Raw genomic sequence first — 16,232 nt, 5'->3', positions numbered from 1 at the left:
AATGGTTTTTCAGACGAACATGTTCAGGATAATGTGCTCAGGATAATGTGCTCCTGCATTATCTAATAAATCACATCCATGTGACGTCTGCATTATCTAATAAATCACATCCATGTGACGTCTGCATTATCTAATAAATCACATCCATGTGACGTCTGCATTATCTAATAAGATACTTCCTGTACCGTCGGTATTATCTAATAGTCAATATCCATAGAGCAAGATGATAAATCAAAGCAACGATGACGTGATGTTGCTCAAGCACTTCTTCGATGGGTTTAAAATCATTTTATCCAGCGTTAAATGATCAAACCATAGCATGACTATGCCTACGTTATTTCTCTTGCCTAAAGTCAGTTAAACTCACACTAAAACCCTGCATTTTGGATGGTAATGGGTATATACTCACACCAAAATTATCAGTTACTTAGGAATACTTTTACCCTATGCCGCATTCATCAAAACCTGCGCCTTTTGAACACAGTGGCGCGAGCTATTTTTTTAAAGGCTTTAGCCTGATCAGGCAAAAAGGCGTACGTCGCTTTGTATTTATCCCTTTAACCATTAACGTGCTACTTTTTGGTATTGCTTTTTACTTTGTCTATTTAGAATTAAGTAACACCATGCAAAGCATTATGGCATGGCTACCAAACTGGCTTGATTGGCTCAGTGTTATCCTTTGGCCCTTGGCCGTGCTGACAGTGTTAATCATATTCTCATTTATTTTTAGTACCGTGGCTAACTGGCTAGCGGCACCCTTTAATGGCTTACTCTCTGAAAAAATGGAAGCTATTTTGCTGGGTCAGCCGACACCTAAAGGCAATATGTTCGATATCGTCAAGGATATTCCAAGAACCTTAAAGAGGGAATGGCAAAAGCTTAGCTATTATTTGCCCCGTGCTATTGGCTTTTTTATTATTTTATGGGTTTTACCCGTTTTTGGCCAAATAATATGGTTTTTATTTATTGCTTGGATGATGGCAATACAATACAAAGATTATCCCTTTGATAATCACAAAATACCTTTTGCTCAAATGAAACAAATACTAAAACAGAACAAGGGGCTCAGTTATAGCTTTGGTATTACCGTCGCTGTCTTTTCCATGATCCCCATTGTAAACCTCATCGTCATGCCGGTGGCAATATGTGGCGCCACTGCTTTATGGGTAGATTACTACCAAGATAAAGTATCGTAACGCCATAACAACGTTGCGCAAGACGATACAAAGCTGACTACATTGGAGTTATCAAAAAGTATACAGATCAAAGTGGAGTATTAGCCTTTGTGCACTTTTTTCTGCATTTATCGTGATATACCAATTCCAATGAATTCTATTTATTCTCAAGTCGCTAGCAAGCTCTGAGTGGATAATAACTTAATGGATTTGGTATTCGTGACAAAAATCGTATATATTTAAAACTATAAAATCAAACTTAAACGGAAGTGCCTTAAATGAAAGTAAAACAAGCTGTTAAGCATTTTACCTTACTGAGTATAATTGCAGTGGCCGTTAGTGCATGCTCTTCAACACCAGAGATTGAAGAGCAGCCGGTTCAAAAGGCGGTTATTGTAGAGCCAGTGATGGAAGAGGAAGTCATTGAAGTCATTGAAGAGTATGAAGAAGTCTCTAGCACTGTCATTGATAATGGTGTTATTGATATTCCGGTTTTAGCCGATGCGCAAGTTTTTGCTGAATTTACCGATTCATTACCTGCGGTAATTAACTATTTTACCAAGTCAACTGAAGCGCAAGTTATCGACTTTTACCAACAAGCGTTTGGCGAGGCTTACTCTGAAGTTCGTAAATATGGCCGGTTAACCTTAAAATACCAACAAGGTGAACAAACCATGCGTGTTGCTATTTCCCAGCAGGATAACAAACGCCAAGTTGATGTAATTATTGAAAGTAAAAATTAATTTAAAGAGAATAAATTTGAAGAAACTTAATTTGAAGAAATAATAAAAAAGGCTCAATGTTTTTCACATTGAGCCTTTTTATTTTAGGATAAAAAATTACCCTACTACTTCAACATCACTGCAAAGTTATTTCAAAGCATCGTCAACGCTGCCTTGTGCTAGGCCATGGTAACCTGGACGAGCTTGTTGATAAACTTCCAGAGCCCATTTTTTACTTTCTGGCTTCTTCGCTAACTCTTTGTACAAAGGAACAATGAGTTTACGACGGCCAATGCTTTTTAAGTACTCAGCCATTGCCGGGTAAACTTCATTGTAACCAGTACGTATTGATAATAAGTACCAAGCATGAGTAATTTCAGCATTAGTGCTATTAGTTAAATCAAACGCCTTATCTATACTCACCATACGCTCATGGGCAGTATCTAAAGGTAGGTTATTAATAAAGTGCAACCATTCATGCAAAGTCCACTGCGAAGTAGGTAGTTGCGCTAAAGTTAATTCATCCGCAACCAGTTGGGTGATTTGCTTATCAATAACGGTAAACGCATTAGACGTAGGTTGTGGTGCATAGCTAGGTAAACCTGCTTTAAAAATCCACTCGTTAATTTCGTTATCGCTAACAATATTTGGATATTTATCGGTTAAGTTAGCTTTTAAGTATTTAATAAAACTTGCGGTGCCAATACTTTGGAAGGCATGACTTTCAAAATACTCTAAAACAAAAGCATCAAAACGCTCACGACCAAACTTATCTTCAAGATACATTAAAAACAACTGACCTTTTACATAAGGCACACCCGAAAAAGCATCATCAGGATCTCGGCCTTTTAAATCAATATATAACTGGGTATCACCAGCATCAAGCTCGAGAAGTTCCGCATTTAGGTCTTGCGCACCAAGTGCTTGTTCCATTACCGCACGCTCTTTACCAAAAACGGCTTCCATAATACGGTTTTCAACATAACTGGTAAAACCTTCGTTTAACCATAAATCACGCCAACTTTCGTTAGTCACTAAGTTTCCTGACCAAGAGTGAGCTAGTTCATGAGCAATTAAGTTTACTAAGCTTTTATCACCAGCAACAACGGTTGGGGTAATAAATGAAAGTCGTGGATTCTCCATGCCGCCAAAAGGAAAACTTGGTGGTAACATCAATAAATCGTAACGACCCCAACGGTATTTTCCATACATTTGTTCCGCTTTATCAATCATCGCTTGGGTATCATCAAATTCTGCAACAGCAGCATCTAAAATATAAGACTCAGCATAAATACCGGTTTGGTGACTCATCGCTTTAAACTGAAGATCACCCACAGCAATTGCAATTAAATAGGGGGGGATTGCTTGCGGCATAGAGAAGAAATAATCACCATCACGCTCAGTACCCGGTTCATTATTAGCGCTCATCACCGCTAATAAATCTTTATCGGTAGTTATACGTGCGGTATAAGTTACCCGAACACTTGGTGTGTCTTGGATAGGGATCCATGAACGAGCATGAATAGCTTGGTTTTGACTGAATAAAAAGGGTTTGTCTTTACCGGCAGTTTGCTCTGCTGATAACCACTGTAAACCTGAGGCTTTTTCAGTAGAGTTATAATAAATACGTACTTTTTCCGCATTAAGTGGCGTATCGATGGTTAGCTTACTACCTAAGACATCATCACGTTTGGCTAAATCATAGCTTACTTTTACCCACTGGCCTTGGGTGTTTTTTGCTGATATTGAATGGATAACCAGGTCACGAGTATCTAAAATTAATGGTGCTTTTTTATCAGTAGTCCAAGCCAGTGAGAGCTCAGCAAAACCAGACAATGATTTTTTATCAAAATCAACATTAAGATCTAAATAGACATGCGTCGCTTTGACTTGATCATAATTAGCATAAGTATATGCATCCGTTAATTGAGATACCTTAGCATGTTGATGAGTTACCCCTTCATTTGCCCAAGTAACTGGCGCTGCAGACACAGCAAAAGAGCTGAGTAACAAGCATATTTTTGAAAAATGTTTCATTACATTTTATACCTTAAGAATAGAAAGCCGTACCTAAATAAAGCACAGACAAAACAGGCCTGTAGATTACTTTGAATCTACAGGCCTGTTCAATACTTTATATTATTTTTTTTATAGTTAGCTATGCATTTTATAGCAAGTTTTATTTACAGTGCTTCGGCAAAGTAGCTAAATGGCTACGGCTTCTGCATTTGAATAACAACTCGGCGGTTTTTCCCTCGGCCTAAAGTAGTAGCATTTGAGGCTATATGGCGTTTTTCGCCGTAACCTTTCGCTTCAATGCGACTAACGTCAATGCCGTTGTCGACAAAGTAGTCTCTTATTTTTATCGCTCGACGTTCTGATAATTTCAAGTTTGACCAACGGCCACCATAACTATCTGAGTAAGCGTCAATTAACACTAATTCTAATTCTGGGTCTAGAGTCAAATATTCGCGGATCATATCGATACGTCGTTGCGAAGCTTTAGTAAATTTATCACTACTCGATTGGTAATTAAGTACGGTGTAGGCAATATCATCAAAACTATAATTGAGTAGCTTACCGACACAACCAACAAAGTCTTTATAAGCATTTTTAAAGCGCGCGGTTGATAAGCCAACCGATATTTTGTCTTGCTCACTATACCAATCATTATAATAAAAAGTTGGGCTCATGCCTTGCTCAAGTTCACTGAGCATAGTCCAAGCCACTTTTTTCGGTAGACTCGGGTTAAATTGTTTGTGCAATTGCATATTTGCTAAAATACGTGAGCCAATGCCGGGTTGCCAATTGGGCGCAACACTGCGCACTTCCGCTAAAGAATAATTATCCGGCAACAACATCATATCTAGCTCAAATTCCATATTAAGTTTACGGCTGGCTTTCGCAGAAAAACGTGCTTCGCCATAACGAGGGATTTGATGAGTTAAGGTGCATTGTAAGCGCGAATCGTCAGATAATTGCCATTTTGAGTTATGAATATCAGCACTATACTGACGAATACCCGCATGGGCTTCACTAACAAGTAAACTAGCCGTTAAACTGACTAGAACAAGAACTATAAAATTTATTAATGCGACTATTTTTTTCATGATGTTGCACAATGTTGAGAGTGAGAACAGACAACAGTACTTTAGCCTGTATTAGATATATAAAGCTATCGCCTTAAACTTAAATAACTTTAGCATTTTGTCAGGAAATGTCGATTTTAATGAGATAAAAGTGCCTGATTGATGAAGAAACGACTTTCGTTGTCGTTTTTAAATTAACTTTCTGCGATAATCCCTCCCATAAATTATCTATCTTTATTACATAGTGACCAATGTCTGAACCAAGATCTATAGAAACCCAGAAAAAAAACACCGCCAATAAAGAACAGAGCAAGAGTGCCTTTGCTCAACGATTCAGAGGCTACTTCCCTGTTGTTATTGATGTTGAAACTGCCGGATTTAATGCCCAAACAGATGCATTGCTTGAACTTGCCGCATCAGTGCTGCATCTAGATGAAAGCAGTGGTGATTTCTCTATTGATGAAACAATACAGTTCAACATAGAGCCTTTTGAAGGCGCTAACCTTGAGCCCAAAGCGCTAGAATTTACCGGTATAGACCCAACTAACCCACTCCGTGGCGCAGTTGATGAAGGCGAGGCACTTAAAACACTCTTTAAAATGGTACGTAAAAAAATGAAAGCTGCGGGTTGTCAGCGCGCAATCATTGTTGCTCACAACGCCGCCTTCGATTTAGGCTTTTTAAATGCTGCGACCGAGCGCTGCAAAATAAAACGCAGTCCTTTCCATAGTTTTGTCAGTTTTGATACCACAACGCTTGCCGGTCTTGCTTTAGGGCAAACCGTATTAGCCAAAGCATGCATAGCAGCCAATATTGATTTTAATAATGATGAAGCACATAGCGCACTATACGATACCGAAAAGACTGCTGAGCTTTTTTGCCATATTGTCAATAAATGGCGCGCTTTAGGTGGTTGGCCGCTAGCCGATACTGCTGCTGACACTGAAACTAACGTACAGTAGAAACTACCTTGACAAAATTTAGGCAAAAAAAAACCGCTTACGCGGTTTTTTTTGTTTTTGCAATAAAGAGAATTAGTTTAAATAACTAATCCAAATATTAGCAAAAATTATAATTTATCAGCATTATCAGTAAGGTAAGCAGCTACGCCTTCAGTAGACGCTGTCATACCTTTATCGCCTTTCTTCCAACCTGCAGGACAAACTTCGCCATGGTCTTGGTGGAATTGTAGAGCGTCAACCATACGTAACATTTCATCTACATCACGGCCTAGTGGTAAGTCGTTGATTACTTGATGACGTACATTGCCTTCTTCATCAATTAAGAAAGAACCACGAAATGCAACACCGGCTTCAGGATGTTCAACATCGTACGCTTTACAGATTTCATGTTTAGTATCAGCAACTAAAGTGTATTGTACTGGACCAATACCACCTTCATTTACTGGTGTGTTACGCCATGCGTTATGAGAGAATTGTGAATCAATTGAAACACCAATCACTTCTACGCCACGCTTTTTAAACTCTTCCATGCGGTGATCAAAAGCTAAAAGCTCAGATGGACAAACAAAAGTAAAATCTAATGGATAGAAAAACACTACTGCTTTTTTACCTTTAATTACTTCGCTTAATGTAAAGCTATCTACAATCTCGCCATTACCTAGGACTGCCGCTGCAGTGAAGTCTGGTGCTTGACGACCAACTAATACGCTCATTTTATGCTCCGTTTTTATTTGTGTTAAAAAGTTTAATTACCTGCCGACAAACATTGTCGCAGATAGTTAAATATCAATCAGTTAAGATTATGCTTCTGCTGGACTATTGCCTGCTGAACTGTCTTCTGCTGAGGCATTTCTTGCCGCGGCTGCTTTCACTAAGGTTTGTAATTCACCTTGTTGAAACATTTCCATAATAATATCACAACCACCCACTAACTCGCCTTCAACCCATAATTGTGGGAAGGTTGGCCAATCAGCATACTTAGGTAATTCTGCACGAATATCTGGATTCTGTAAAATATCAACATAAGCAAATTTTTCATCACAAGAGATTAATGCTTGTGATGCTTGTGATGAAAAGCCACAGTTTGGTAATTTAGGAGACCCTTTCATATATAGCAAAATTGTATTTTCGCTAATTTGTTCTTTAATGCGCTCAATTGTATCCATAATACCCTCTATTAATTAATGCTTATTCTATTCAGTTGCATTGAGTTACCTTACATATGGTGTTAAAAAATAAGTTTTCAACTATTTTTAACGCTTTCAATACAAGTGAATAGAATAAATACTAGCCTCAAAATTGGCTTAGCTGTTGATTTTAAGATATATAGGCTTGAAAATTACTCGAACAATCCCTATATATGTCTATGACCTGAATAAATAATACTTGAGTATTTTACTCAAGTTTATATGAAAACACACCTATTTTTGGTGGAAAATTAGAATTATAACTAGGAGAGTAAAATGGCCATCGAACTACCTGCATTACCTTATGAGCAAAATGCATTAGAGCCACATATTTCAGCAGAAACTTTATCATTTCATTATGGTAAGCATCACAATACTTATGTTGTTAAGCTTAATGGTTTAATTGGCGGCACTGAGTTTGAAAATAAAAGCTTAGAAGAAATTGTTAAAAGCTCTTCAGCTGGTATTTTCAACAATTCAGCACAAATATGGAACCATACTTTTTATTGGAACAGCTTAAGCCCAAATGGTGGCGGTGAGCCAACAGGTGATTTATTAGCTGCAATCATTAGTAACTTCGGTTCTTTTGCTGAATTTAAAGCAAAATTCACTGATAGCGCTATCAATAACTTTGGTTCAAGCTGGACTTGGTTAGTGAAGAATGCTGACGGCAGTTTAGCGATTGTAAACACTTCAAATGCAGCAACACCATTGACTGATGATGGTGTGACTCCATTGATCACTGTAGATTTATGGGAACATGCTTACTACATTGATTACCGCAACGTAAGACCTGAATACCTTAAGGGTTTTTGGGCATTAGCTAACTGGGATTTCGCTCAAGCTAACTTTAGCTAAGCGTAAAACCTAGATGAAAGACAAAAAACCTAACATGCCCTAGGCGTTGTTAGGTTTTTTTTATCAATAAATTAAAGCGCTTAGTTATACCATTCCATCTAAGAAAGTGATCGCTTAGCGAGAATTTAAAGGTTTAGAGGCAAGGCATTGATTGCAAAGAATAGTTATTCTATTGTTAAAATTAATAACGCAGCATATAAGCCTTTAAAACTCGCCCTTCGGGAACGCATGGGCATCATGATAAAGGCACAAAATTTGTTTGATGTAGAATAATACCTAAACATATTTTGCTTTTTCTCATTTCGCCCATGTCGTTCTAAGTGGTCACTTCTTTAGATGGATTGGTATCAGTATGCTTGCTCGTTTTTTATAAGCAATGTTAGCCGTCATGTGAGCCTTCAAATAACGCCCCTTAACTACCGTCACGGTGTAACAACACCAAATACTTCACAAAAATTCATAATTAACTTATAAAACACCCATAAATAATATAATGAATAACCACTCAATCGAGAGAGGAAGGTCATCCATAAAATAGTGAAAACGCATAACCATTCAGCTTTATACCCATACACTACGGGTGCAGCAATAAATATGAATAATTAGTCACTAAATCACACTAAACTAACAAAGCAAACTTATGTATTAGTTTTTCTAATGTGAAATTTGAATTTTTTTAGCTTGTCGGATGAGTTGACGCTTCTTATAATGGCTTTGTTTTCTGAGTTAGCGCAATAATATCTCTTCTCCCAAAGAGTTATTATTAACCGGATTACTTGAAATGATAGTGACTATCTTTTCTCTCTGACATGTTTTTGGAATTTAACTTCCTTATATCAACTTGATATTTGAGTTGGCCCGCACTAAGTTGCGGGCTTTTTTTTGTCTTTTTTTTTAGCCCGAACACAATGGGCTGAGTGTGGAAGGGGCTACTGTTGACCTAACACTTGAGCAGGCTCGACTTTGGTCGCTCGCCAAGCGGGGTATAACGTTGCCAACAAACTCATAATAAGTGCGGTGATAACCGTGGCATAAACATCGCTAGCATGTAAGACACTCGGCAAATAATTAATAAAATATACATCACCCGATAGAAAGGTTGTCCCTATCAATTGTTCTAAGGCACTAATAATTGCCGTTAAGTTTAATGCTAAATAGACACCACAAACGGCCCCTAATAGGCTACCAAGCACACCATTAACCAAACCTTGAGTAATAAAAGCCAGCATAATCGTTGCTGAACTAGCACCCATGGTTTTCAATATAGCGATATCACCTTGTTTCTCATTAACCGCCATAATTAACGTTGAAACAATATTAAAGCTTGCGACGCCAATGACTAAGACTAAAACAATAAACATCACCATTCGAACTAATTGAATATCATTAAATAGATGCCCCTGAGTGCGAGTCCAATTATGAATATAGACATAGTGATCAAAATCATAGGCAACTTTACGAGCTATTTTTGGCGCCCTAAAAACATCGGTAACTTTTAAACGTATGCTCTGTGTTTCATTGGGCTTATATCCCATGACATCGCTTGCCTGCGCAAGGGGAATATAAGCTAAGGTATCATCTATGGTACCGCCAAACTTAAATATACCAACCACTTCTACTTGCTGGCTAATCGGTGAAGAGAACAATTGTTTAACATCCCCTGCCCCTTCTGGTGGCGGTAACAATAATTGTATTTTGTCACCAAACTCTACCGACAGTTTTTTTGCCACACCACTACCAATAATAATGGTATTTTTATTTTGCTCTGTCGTTGTTAAGCTCTGCCACTTACCTGCGATGATATATTGGTCAATACTCGATACTTGCATTTCAAGTACCGCATCAACACCTCTTACTTCTACGGCTTTTAGTTTCAGACCATTTTGTAACATACCCGTCATATTAATAACGGGGGCAGCGGCCTCGACTTCAGAATTTCTCACTACTTTTTCAATGCTTTTCTGCCAATCTCTTATCGGCTCATTAACGCTCACTAATTCAACGTGTGGTACTATCGAAAGCAGCTTTTGCGATAACTCTCTCTCAAAGCCATTCATAGCACTAAGTACCACGATAAGTACCGTTACCCCTAACGCAATGCCAATAATAGATGAAGCAGAGATAAAAGCAGAAAACCCGTTACCGTGTCGGCTGCGAACATAACGCCATCCCAAAAATAGACTTAATGGTTTAAACATGGCGTTCTTTTACCTGTGTATCGTTATCTTCATGGCTACTCGATTTTTTGAGACTGCTCGTTACCTCGTTTGGCTCTGCCATAGCTAATAATTTCCCTTGGACTAACTTTACTTGCCTGTCCATACGGCTCGCTAGTACTAAGTCATGAGTTACGATAACAAAACTGGTCTGAGCGGATTTATTCAAGCTACGAATCAGTTGATAAATTTGTTCTGCGGTATCGCTATCTAAATTCCCCGTTGGTTCATCAGCTAACACTAACGATGGTTTAGTAACCAATGCGCGAGCAATCGCTACACGTTGACGTTCGCCGCCAGATAATTGTGAAGGTCGGTAATCAATTCTGTGGCTTAAGCTAACCTGTTCAAGCATGTTCTTAGCGGCTAACAGTGCTTGTTTGGGTTTTTCACCTCGGATCATTAATGGCATAGCAACATTTTCTAGCGCACTGAACTCCATCATCAAATGGTGAAATTGATAAATAAAACCAATATGTTGATTTCTAAATTTGGCTCTTTCTTTATCCGATAATTGATGAATATCAATACCATTGATAAGTACTTGCCCTGAACTTGGCGTATCTAAAGCGCCGGCAAGATGTAAAAAAGTACTTTTACCACAACCTGAACTGCCAACGACTGCCAGTAGTTCACCTTTCTCAACACTTAACTCTAAATTAGTTAATACGGTAGTCTCAATGTCACCTTGCTTATAAGATTTTGATAACTGACAACACTGTAATACTTTACTCATTATTTTATAACCTTATACCAATTTCATTAAATTATTACCCACTTGTGCGGGGTAAAATACGCCAAGGCGGCGTTGCTCTCAATCCCAATAGCCAGCTATTACTCAATCGAGCGCCTTGCTTTGATTTATTTTTCCTGTGCACAACAAGATTACAAACTTAATGAAACTGGTATTATTCATTGCGTAATACCTGGGCAGGTAGAGTTGTAGAAGCTTGATATGCTGGGTAAAGCGTGGCAAGGAAGCTCATCACCAATGCTGAAAGTATAATGCTTAGCACATCAAACCATTGAAGGCTTACTGGTAAATCTTGCATGCCAAAACCAAAGAGGTTGACCCCTATCACTAACATAATATCGTTTAAGTTTAATGCCAGCACTATACCAAGAACTCCGCCTAAACTAACGCCCCATAAGCCATTCACCATTCCCTGGGTAATGAAAATTTTGATTATATCTACCCGTGCTAAGCCAAGCGTTTGTAATATACCAATCTCTGCCTGTTTTTCGACAACAACCATGACCAGCGCCGACACAATATTAAAAGCGGCAACGGCGACAATTAAACTCAGCATTAGCCACATCATATTCTTTTCCATTTTAACTGCAGCGAAAAGCGCTCCTTGGCTCTCATCCCAAGTACTGAAATTAACAGCCGAAAGCGTTTTACTTCCTTGCTTGGTGAAACGTTCAGAGTCTTGTTGACGTTCTAGCGCTGCCACTACTTTCTTGGCATTAAAAGCATCATCTAAATACAGACGTAATTTGTCTATACCATCACCCGTTCGCCTCAGCAGTTTAGCGCCATAACGGCTATCAACATAAACCATTGCATCATCCACTTGTGAGCCAATATGGAAAATCCCAACAATACTAAAAACTCGCTGCACCGGCATACGACCCATCGGAGTAAATACGCTTTTATTAGGTAGCACTAAGCGTACTTCATCGCCAAGACTTACCTGAAGCTTATTAGCTAATGATTGCCCAATGACCAATGAGTAACTTTGTTTACTTAAGCTTGCCATACTGCCAGCAACCATATGAGTATTAACAATATTTTCTTTCTCAAAACTTGGTACAATACCCTGTATCAAAACACCTTGTAATGCTTTTGCTGACTGGATCAAAGCTTCACTCTCAAGAAAAGGGCTAACGTGTAAAACATGGGGCTGGGCCAGTAGCTCATTTCTTAAGGCAGCCCAGTGTGGACTTTGCTGTGATAGTGTTTTGTTATCAGAAAAATCACTGACAATGACATGGGGAATTATGCCTAATATACGTTTTTTAAGTTCACCTTCAAAACCATTCATCACAGAAACAACGGTAATAAGAGCCGCGACTCCTAGTAGAATACCGACAGTAGAAAAAAAAGTAATAAAAGAAACAAAGCCGGTGTGGCTTTTACTGCGACTATAGCGTAGTCCGATGAAGATACTAATAGGTTGAAACATTGAGATATTATTATTTTAATTGCTGCTTATTTAAGGTAATTGTAGCATAACACAGTCGCTAAAATTGTCTGAGATAAATAGCCATGGGGATATTTATAGTGGTTAATTTCTGCTATAAGTTCTGCTACTGCTTTATTTTTCATAAACTTTTATAAATATATACCCATTACCATTCAAAGTGCAGGATTTCAGTGGGAATTAAAATAACTTTAGGCAAGGTAAATAATTTCATCATAGTCACTCTATGGTTTGATTATTTAACGCAGTCTAAAGTCATTTTAAACCCATCGTAGAAGTGCTTGAGCAATATCACTTCATCGTTGCTGTGACTTAAAGGGAATAACCATTATTTCATCACAGCGCCTTGAATTGAAACTGCTCAAGCACTCTGAAACCTGCATCTTGATTGATAACGGGTATAAAACCACTGCTTTTCAAATGGAACTACTTATCATGAATACTCTAACCCTTGAACAAAAACTAACACAGTATCACGAGTTTTTTGCCATTGACCATGAGTTCTCCGTTAACATCATCAACATTACTGAAAAAGATGCCTGCAGTTTTGAGCAATTTACCGCTAATATTCCTATGACATTTAAATTAGCGACCGAGATGAATACCATAGATCAATCAGCGCTAAGATCTTTACAGAATTTAGGCAATAGTGCTTCGCAACTCGTAGGCTTCCTTAATCAACAATCACAAAAAATTGATTTACTCATTGGCTACATCTTAAGTCAGCAAGATGATGTTCAACATAGGTATACTGGCACTAAGTTTGGTGGTGGCGGTATAAAAATAACAGCCCCTAACGCTTTTAATGTTGGCCAGTTACTGGAGTTAAAAGTGTTTTTATTGGAAAATAATTGTGCCGTCTATTGTTATGGTGAAGTCATCGACGTTGAATTAACTGATAAACAGTTTTCCCATAAAATAACTTTCCACTTTATTCGTGAGGAAGACCGAGAAATATTAGTTCGCACTAGCTTACATGAGCAGTCTAAGCAATTACAAAAGTTGGCTAAATTACGTAATCAAGGCAGTGAGTAGCGACTAAGTTTGACTGGTAAAAGTATTGGCTAAATTATTGGTCTGTGTTGACGCTTAATTAAGGGCTTCAATATTTTGATGTTGAGCAGGGGTTTCACTCTATTATTTTTGAATGAACTTACATAGTAAACATTTTATATAATAGGATAAATTACCTGTATAGCATTATATTTGCTACAATTTTCCATTAAAGTAATCAATTACGGGGGTAGAATATATGTCTATAACAGCAATAATAATTATCGCGCTAGCCTTGGGAATTATCGTCGGTGGTATTTTAGTATTAAAAAAATCATCGGGTAACTTCAATTTAACAGCCGAGCAACTAACAAAGATTAAGAAGCGAAATGAAGCACAAGATAAAGAAGATCAGCAACGAAAGTAAGCTAATGCCTCCTTGTATTATTAACTTCGGTACAGTGTTTTAATTAAATGATAACCAAATTTTGTTTTTATTGGTCCATGTACTTTTAAAATGGGTCTTTTAAAGACGACATCATCAAAAGCTTTGACCATCTGGCCGCGGCGAAACTCCCCTAAGTTACCACCTTTTTTCTTTGATGGGCAAAGTGAGTATTTTTTAGCAAGGGCAGCAAAGTCCCCTCCCTTGTCAAGTAGTGCCTTTATTTCCATTGCTTGTTGTTGAGTTTTAACTAAAATATGTACTGCACATGCACTAGCCATATGAATTCCACCTTAATAATTTAGGATTGTCGCTATTATACAAAGACAACTTGGTTACAAATAATTACTTTAACTTACCTTTTTCATGACATAAAATGTCATGCAATTTAACTACTCGGCGTGATTTATACTTATGAAAACAATACAACACCTGTTTGATAATAATAAACAATGGGCAGAAAAAATCACCAAAGAAGATCCAGAATTTTTTCAAGGCTTATCTGAACAGCAATCACCAAAATATTTATGGATAGGATGCTCTGATTCACGCGTACCTGCCAATGATCTATTGGGCATGCAGCCTGGTGAAGTTTTTGTACATCGTAATATTGCCAACCAAGTTATTCATACTGACCTAAACTGTTTATCGGTTATTCAATATGCTGTTGATGTATTGAAAGTGCAGCATATTATTGTTTGTGGTCATTATGGTTGTGGGGGTATTAGCGCCGCACTTGATAATAAAAGTCATGGTTTAATAGACAACTGGTTACGCCATATAGAAGATGTTTATCGTTTCCATAAAGAAGAAATGGACCAGCTTACTGATGGGAAAGAGCGTATTAACTTATTGTGTGAGCTCAATGTTATCGAGCAAGTAGCCAATATATGTAATACCACGACACTCGTAGGCGCGTGGGGGAAAAATCAAGATATTACCGTACATGGCGTTGTCTACAACTTACACGATGGTATTTTAAAAGATTTAAAAGTATCTGCCAATAGTAATACCAAGTCCAGTAAGTAACCATTTACTACACGAGCTATTTACCTTTAGAATAATAAAGAATAAACAACCACAAAAAAACCAGCAAACTTATTCAGCTTGCTGGTTTTTTTATCAAAAATATACGAGCTTTATTACTTGAATTCAGCTTATAAAACGCCACGTTCCATTTGGTTTAACTCAATTGATTTAAACAAGGTTGAAAAATTACCCTCACCAAAACCTTGATCATTAACTCGCTGGATCATTTCAATAAAAATTGGACCAAATAAGTTTTTAGTAAATATTTGCAATAAGTAAGTATTTTCACCTTGGCTATCAACCAAAATTTGATGCTCTTTAATCTTATCTTTATCTTCTTTTACCCAAGGTACGCGGTCAAATATTTCATCATAATACTCAGGCACAATATTGAGCGTATCAATAATCGAACTATCAAGTTTGTCTAATGAACCCACTAAGTCATCGGTAATAAACGCTAAATGCTGGACGCCAGGGCCATTATATTCTTTTAAATACTCATCAATTTGATTGTTGGTACTGCCTTTACCTTCATTAATTGGTATACAGAATTTACCGCAAGGTGACTGTAACGCATAAGATATCAAGGCTGTTTTAACACCTTTGATGTCAAAATAACGTACTTCAGTAAAGCCAAACACTTCTTTATAAAAATCAGCCCATTTATGCATGGTGCCTTGACGAACATTGTTAGTCATATGATCAACGGCTAAAAATCCTTTATCCTCAACGATAACGGGCTCAGCAAGCGCTTCAAAGTCAGTTTCATAAATCAAACCTTTATTCTTACCTTTTGTCGCGAAGTTCTCGATAAAGTAGATAAGGCTGTCACCAATACCAAAAATTGCTGGGTAAGGTAATTTATTGGCTTCATTGGCAGCTGATTTAGCACCACGTTTTACGGCTTCATTAAAAGCGAAATCCGCATCTTCAACACGCCAACCCATAGAACAGATAGCAGGACCATGACTTTTAGCAAATTCCTTAGAAAAGCCCGATTTTTCTTTATTTAATAAAAAGTGAATATCATTTTGATTAAAGTACTCAATATCTCGCCCTTTCATTTTTTTAGTTTTTGAAAAACCAAAGCCATAGAAAGCTTTTTCCATAAAGTCAGAGTCAGGTGTGGCATATTCAGTAAACTCAATACCACATAGTTTTAATGGATTCTTGCTGTCAGTCATTATTATTTCTCTTGTAATCTATTTCAATATTAATTCTATTATCAAGGGCAAACGAGCTAAGCGAAACCCCTGGCCTGTAGAGGGAATTAAAGCGCTTGTAACAAAAGTTGTACGAGGTTTCATTGAAAAAACCAGCTTACGGCTAACAAGGCTATATAGGCGCTA

The 16,232-nt window shown here is 37.6% G+C and carries 16 protein-coding genes; 7 read left to right on the top strand and 9 right to left on the bottom strand.

The window, feature by feature from the left end; translation table 11 throughout:
• The first annotated feature begins 446 nt into the window (after positions 1-446).
• Together cysZ and F580_RS0101795 are read left to right on the top strand one after the other, a co-directional pair.
• Positions 447-1,196, top strand: coding sequence for a sulfate transporter CysZ (cysZ, locus tag F580_RS0101800; RefSeq protein ID WP_019025985.1), 750 nt, complete (start codon positions 447-449; stop codon positions 1,194-1,196).
• A gap of 257 nt (positions 1,197-1,453) precedes the next feature.
• On the top strand, positions 1,454-1,918 hold the full coding sequence (locus F580_RS0101795) for a hypothetical protein (protein ID WP_019025984.1): 465 nt from the start codon (positions 1,454-1,456) through the stop codon (positions 1,916-1,918).
• Positions 1,919-2,044: 126 nt separating this feature from the next.
• Here the strand turns inward: F580_RS0101795 and F580_RS0101790 are convergent, their stop codons facing one another.
• Positions 2,045-3,934: a M1 family metallopeptidase gene (locus F580_RS0101790; protein WP_019025983.1), complete on the bottom strand. Its 1,890-nt coding sequence runs from the start codon at positions 3,932-3,934 to the stop codon at positions 2,045-2,047.
• Positions 3,935-4,110: 176 nt separating this feature from the next.
• Positions 4,111-5,007: a flagellar protein MotY gene (locus tag F580_RS0101785; RefSeq protein WP_019025982.1), complete on the bottom strand. Its 897-nt coding sequence runs from the start codon at positions 5,005-5,007 to the stop codon at positions 4,111-4,113.
• Between the two features lie 230 nt (positions 5,008-5,237).
• Between F580_RS0101785 and rnt the strand changes: the two genes are divergently transcribed.
• A complete protein-coding gene (gene rnt, locus F580_RS0101780; RefSeq protein WP_019025981.1) occupies positions 5,238-5,948 on the top strand; it encodes a ribonuclease T in 711 nt (236 codons plus the stop codon).
• Between the two features lie 107 nt (positions 5,949-6,055).
• On the opposite strand, the gene F580_RS0101775 is transcribed toward rnt, so the two are convergent.
• The gene (locus tag F580_RS0101775; protein ID WP_019025980.1) at positions 6,056-6,661 is read right to left on the bottom strand and encodes a peroxiredoxin; all 606 of its coding nucleotides are present in this window, start codon (positions 6,659-6,661) and stop codon (positions 6,056-6,058) included.
• An 87-nt stretch (positions 6,662-6,748) separates the two neighbouring features.
• The gene (gene grxD / locus F580_RS0101770) at positions 6,749-7,114 is read right to left on the bottom strand and encodes a Grx4 family monothiol glutaredoxin (protein WP_019025979.1); all 366 of its coding nucleotides are present in this window, start codon (positions 7,112-7,114) and stop codon (positions 6,749-6,751) included.
• A 297-nt stretch (positions 7,115-7,411) separates the two neighbouring features.
• Here grxD and F580_RS0101765 point away from each other — a divergent pair, with 297 nt between their 5' ends.
• The gene (locus F580_RS0101765) at positions 7,412-7,993 is read left to right on the top strand and encodes a Fe-Mn family superoxide dismutase (protein ID WP_019025978.1); all 582 of its coding nucleotides are present in this window, start codon (positions 7,412-7,414) and stop codon (positions 7,991-7,993) included.
• A 929-nt stretch (positions 7,994-8,922) separates the two neighbouring features.
• On the opposite strand, the gene lolE is transcribed toward F580_RS0101765, so the two are convergent.
• The 3 genes from lolE to F580_RS0101750 all read right to left on the bottom strand — a co-directional run bounded on the left by lolE (position 8,923) and on the right by F580_RS0101750 (position 12,398).
• The gene (gene lolE / locus F580_RS0101760; protein ID WP_019025977.1) at positions 8,923-10,191 is read right to left on the bottom strand and encodes a lipoprotein-releasing ABC transporter permease subunit LolE; all 1,269 of its coding nucleotides are present in this window, start codon (positions 10,189-10,191) and stop codon (positions 8,923-8,925) included.
• Entirely contained in the window at positions 10,184-10,945 is a 762-nt protein-coding gene (gene lolD / locus F580_RS0101755; protein ID WP_019025976.1) for a lipoprotein-releasing ABC transporter ATP-binding protein LolD, read from the bottom strand. The genes lolE and lolD overlap by 8 nt, the downstream gene beginning before the upstream one ends.
• Positions 10,946-11,117: 172 nt before the next feature.
• The gene (locus F580_RS0101750) at positions 11,118-12,398 is read right to left on the bottom strand and encodes a lipoprotein-releasing ABC transporter permease subunit (RefSeq protein ID WP_019025975.1); all 1,281 of its coding nucleotides are present in this window, start codon (positions 12,396-12,398) and stop codon (positions 11,118-11,120) included.
• A gap of 453 nt (positions 12,399-12,851) precedes the next feature.
• Between F580_RS0101750 and F580_RS0101745 the strand changes: the two genes are divergently transcribed.
• Complete coding sequence (locus F580_RS0101745) at positions 12,852-13,451, top strand: PilZ domain-containing protein (protein WP_026301183.1); 600 nt, start codon at positions 12,852-12,854, stop codon at positions 13,449-13,451.
• 217 nt (positions 13,452-13,668) lie between these two features.
• Positions 13,669-13,836 (top strand): DUF2897 family protein, encoded by a 168-nt coding sequence (locus tag F580_RS25830; RefSeq protein WP_019025973.1) that lies wholly within the window; start codon positions 13,669-13,671, stop codon positions 13,834-13,836.
• A gap of 20 nt (positions 13,837-13,856) precedes the next feature.
• Here the strand turns inward: F580_RS25830 and F580_RS0101735 are convergent, their stop codons facing one another.
• Positions 13,857-14,135 (bottom strand): peptidylprolyl isomerase, encoded by a 279-nt coding sequence (locus F580_RS0101735; RefSeq protein ID WP_019025972.1) that lies wholly within the window; start codon positions 14,133-14,135, stop codon positions 13,857-13,859.
• Positions 14,136-14,268: 133 nt separating this feature from the next.
• Here F580_RS0101735 and can point away from each other — a divergent pair, with 133 nt between their 5' ends.
• Positions 14,269-14,883 carry a carbonate dehydratase gene (gene can / locus F580_RS0101730; RefSeq protein ID WP_019025971.1) on the top strand — a complete coding sequence of 205 codons (615 nt, stop codon included), beginning with the start codon at positions 14,269-14,271 and terminating at the stop codon, positions 14,881-14,883.
• A 128-nt stretch (positions 14,884-15,011) separates the two neighbouring features.
• On the opposite strand, the gene hppD is transcribed toward can, so the two are convergent.
• A complete protein-coding gene (gene hppD / locus F580_RS0101725; protein WP_019025970.1) occupies positions 15,012-16,067 on the bottom strand; it encodes a 4-hydroxyphenylpyruvate dioxygenase in 1,056 nt (351 codons plus the stop codon).
• Between the last annotated feature and the right edge of the window lie 165 nt (positions 16,068-16,232).

This window comes from Colwellia piezophila ATCC BAA-637 (assembly GCF_000378625.1).
GTDB classification, from domain to species: domain Bacteria; phylum Pseudomonadota; class Gammaproteobacteria; order Enterobacterales; family Alteromonadaceae; genus Colwellia; species Colwellia piezophila.
Note: the sequence above shows the minus strand (reverse complement) of the source record. Positions and strands in the feature narration are given on the sequence as shown.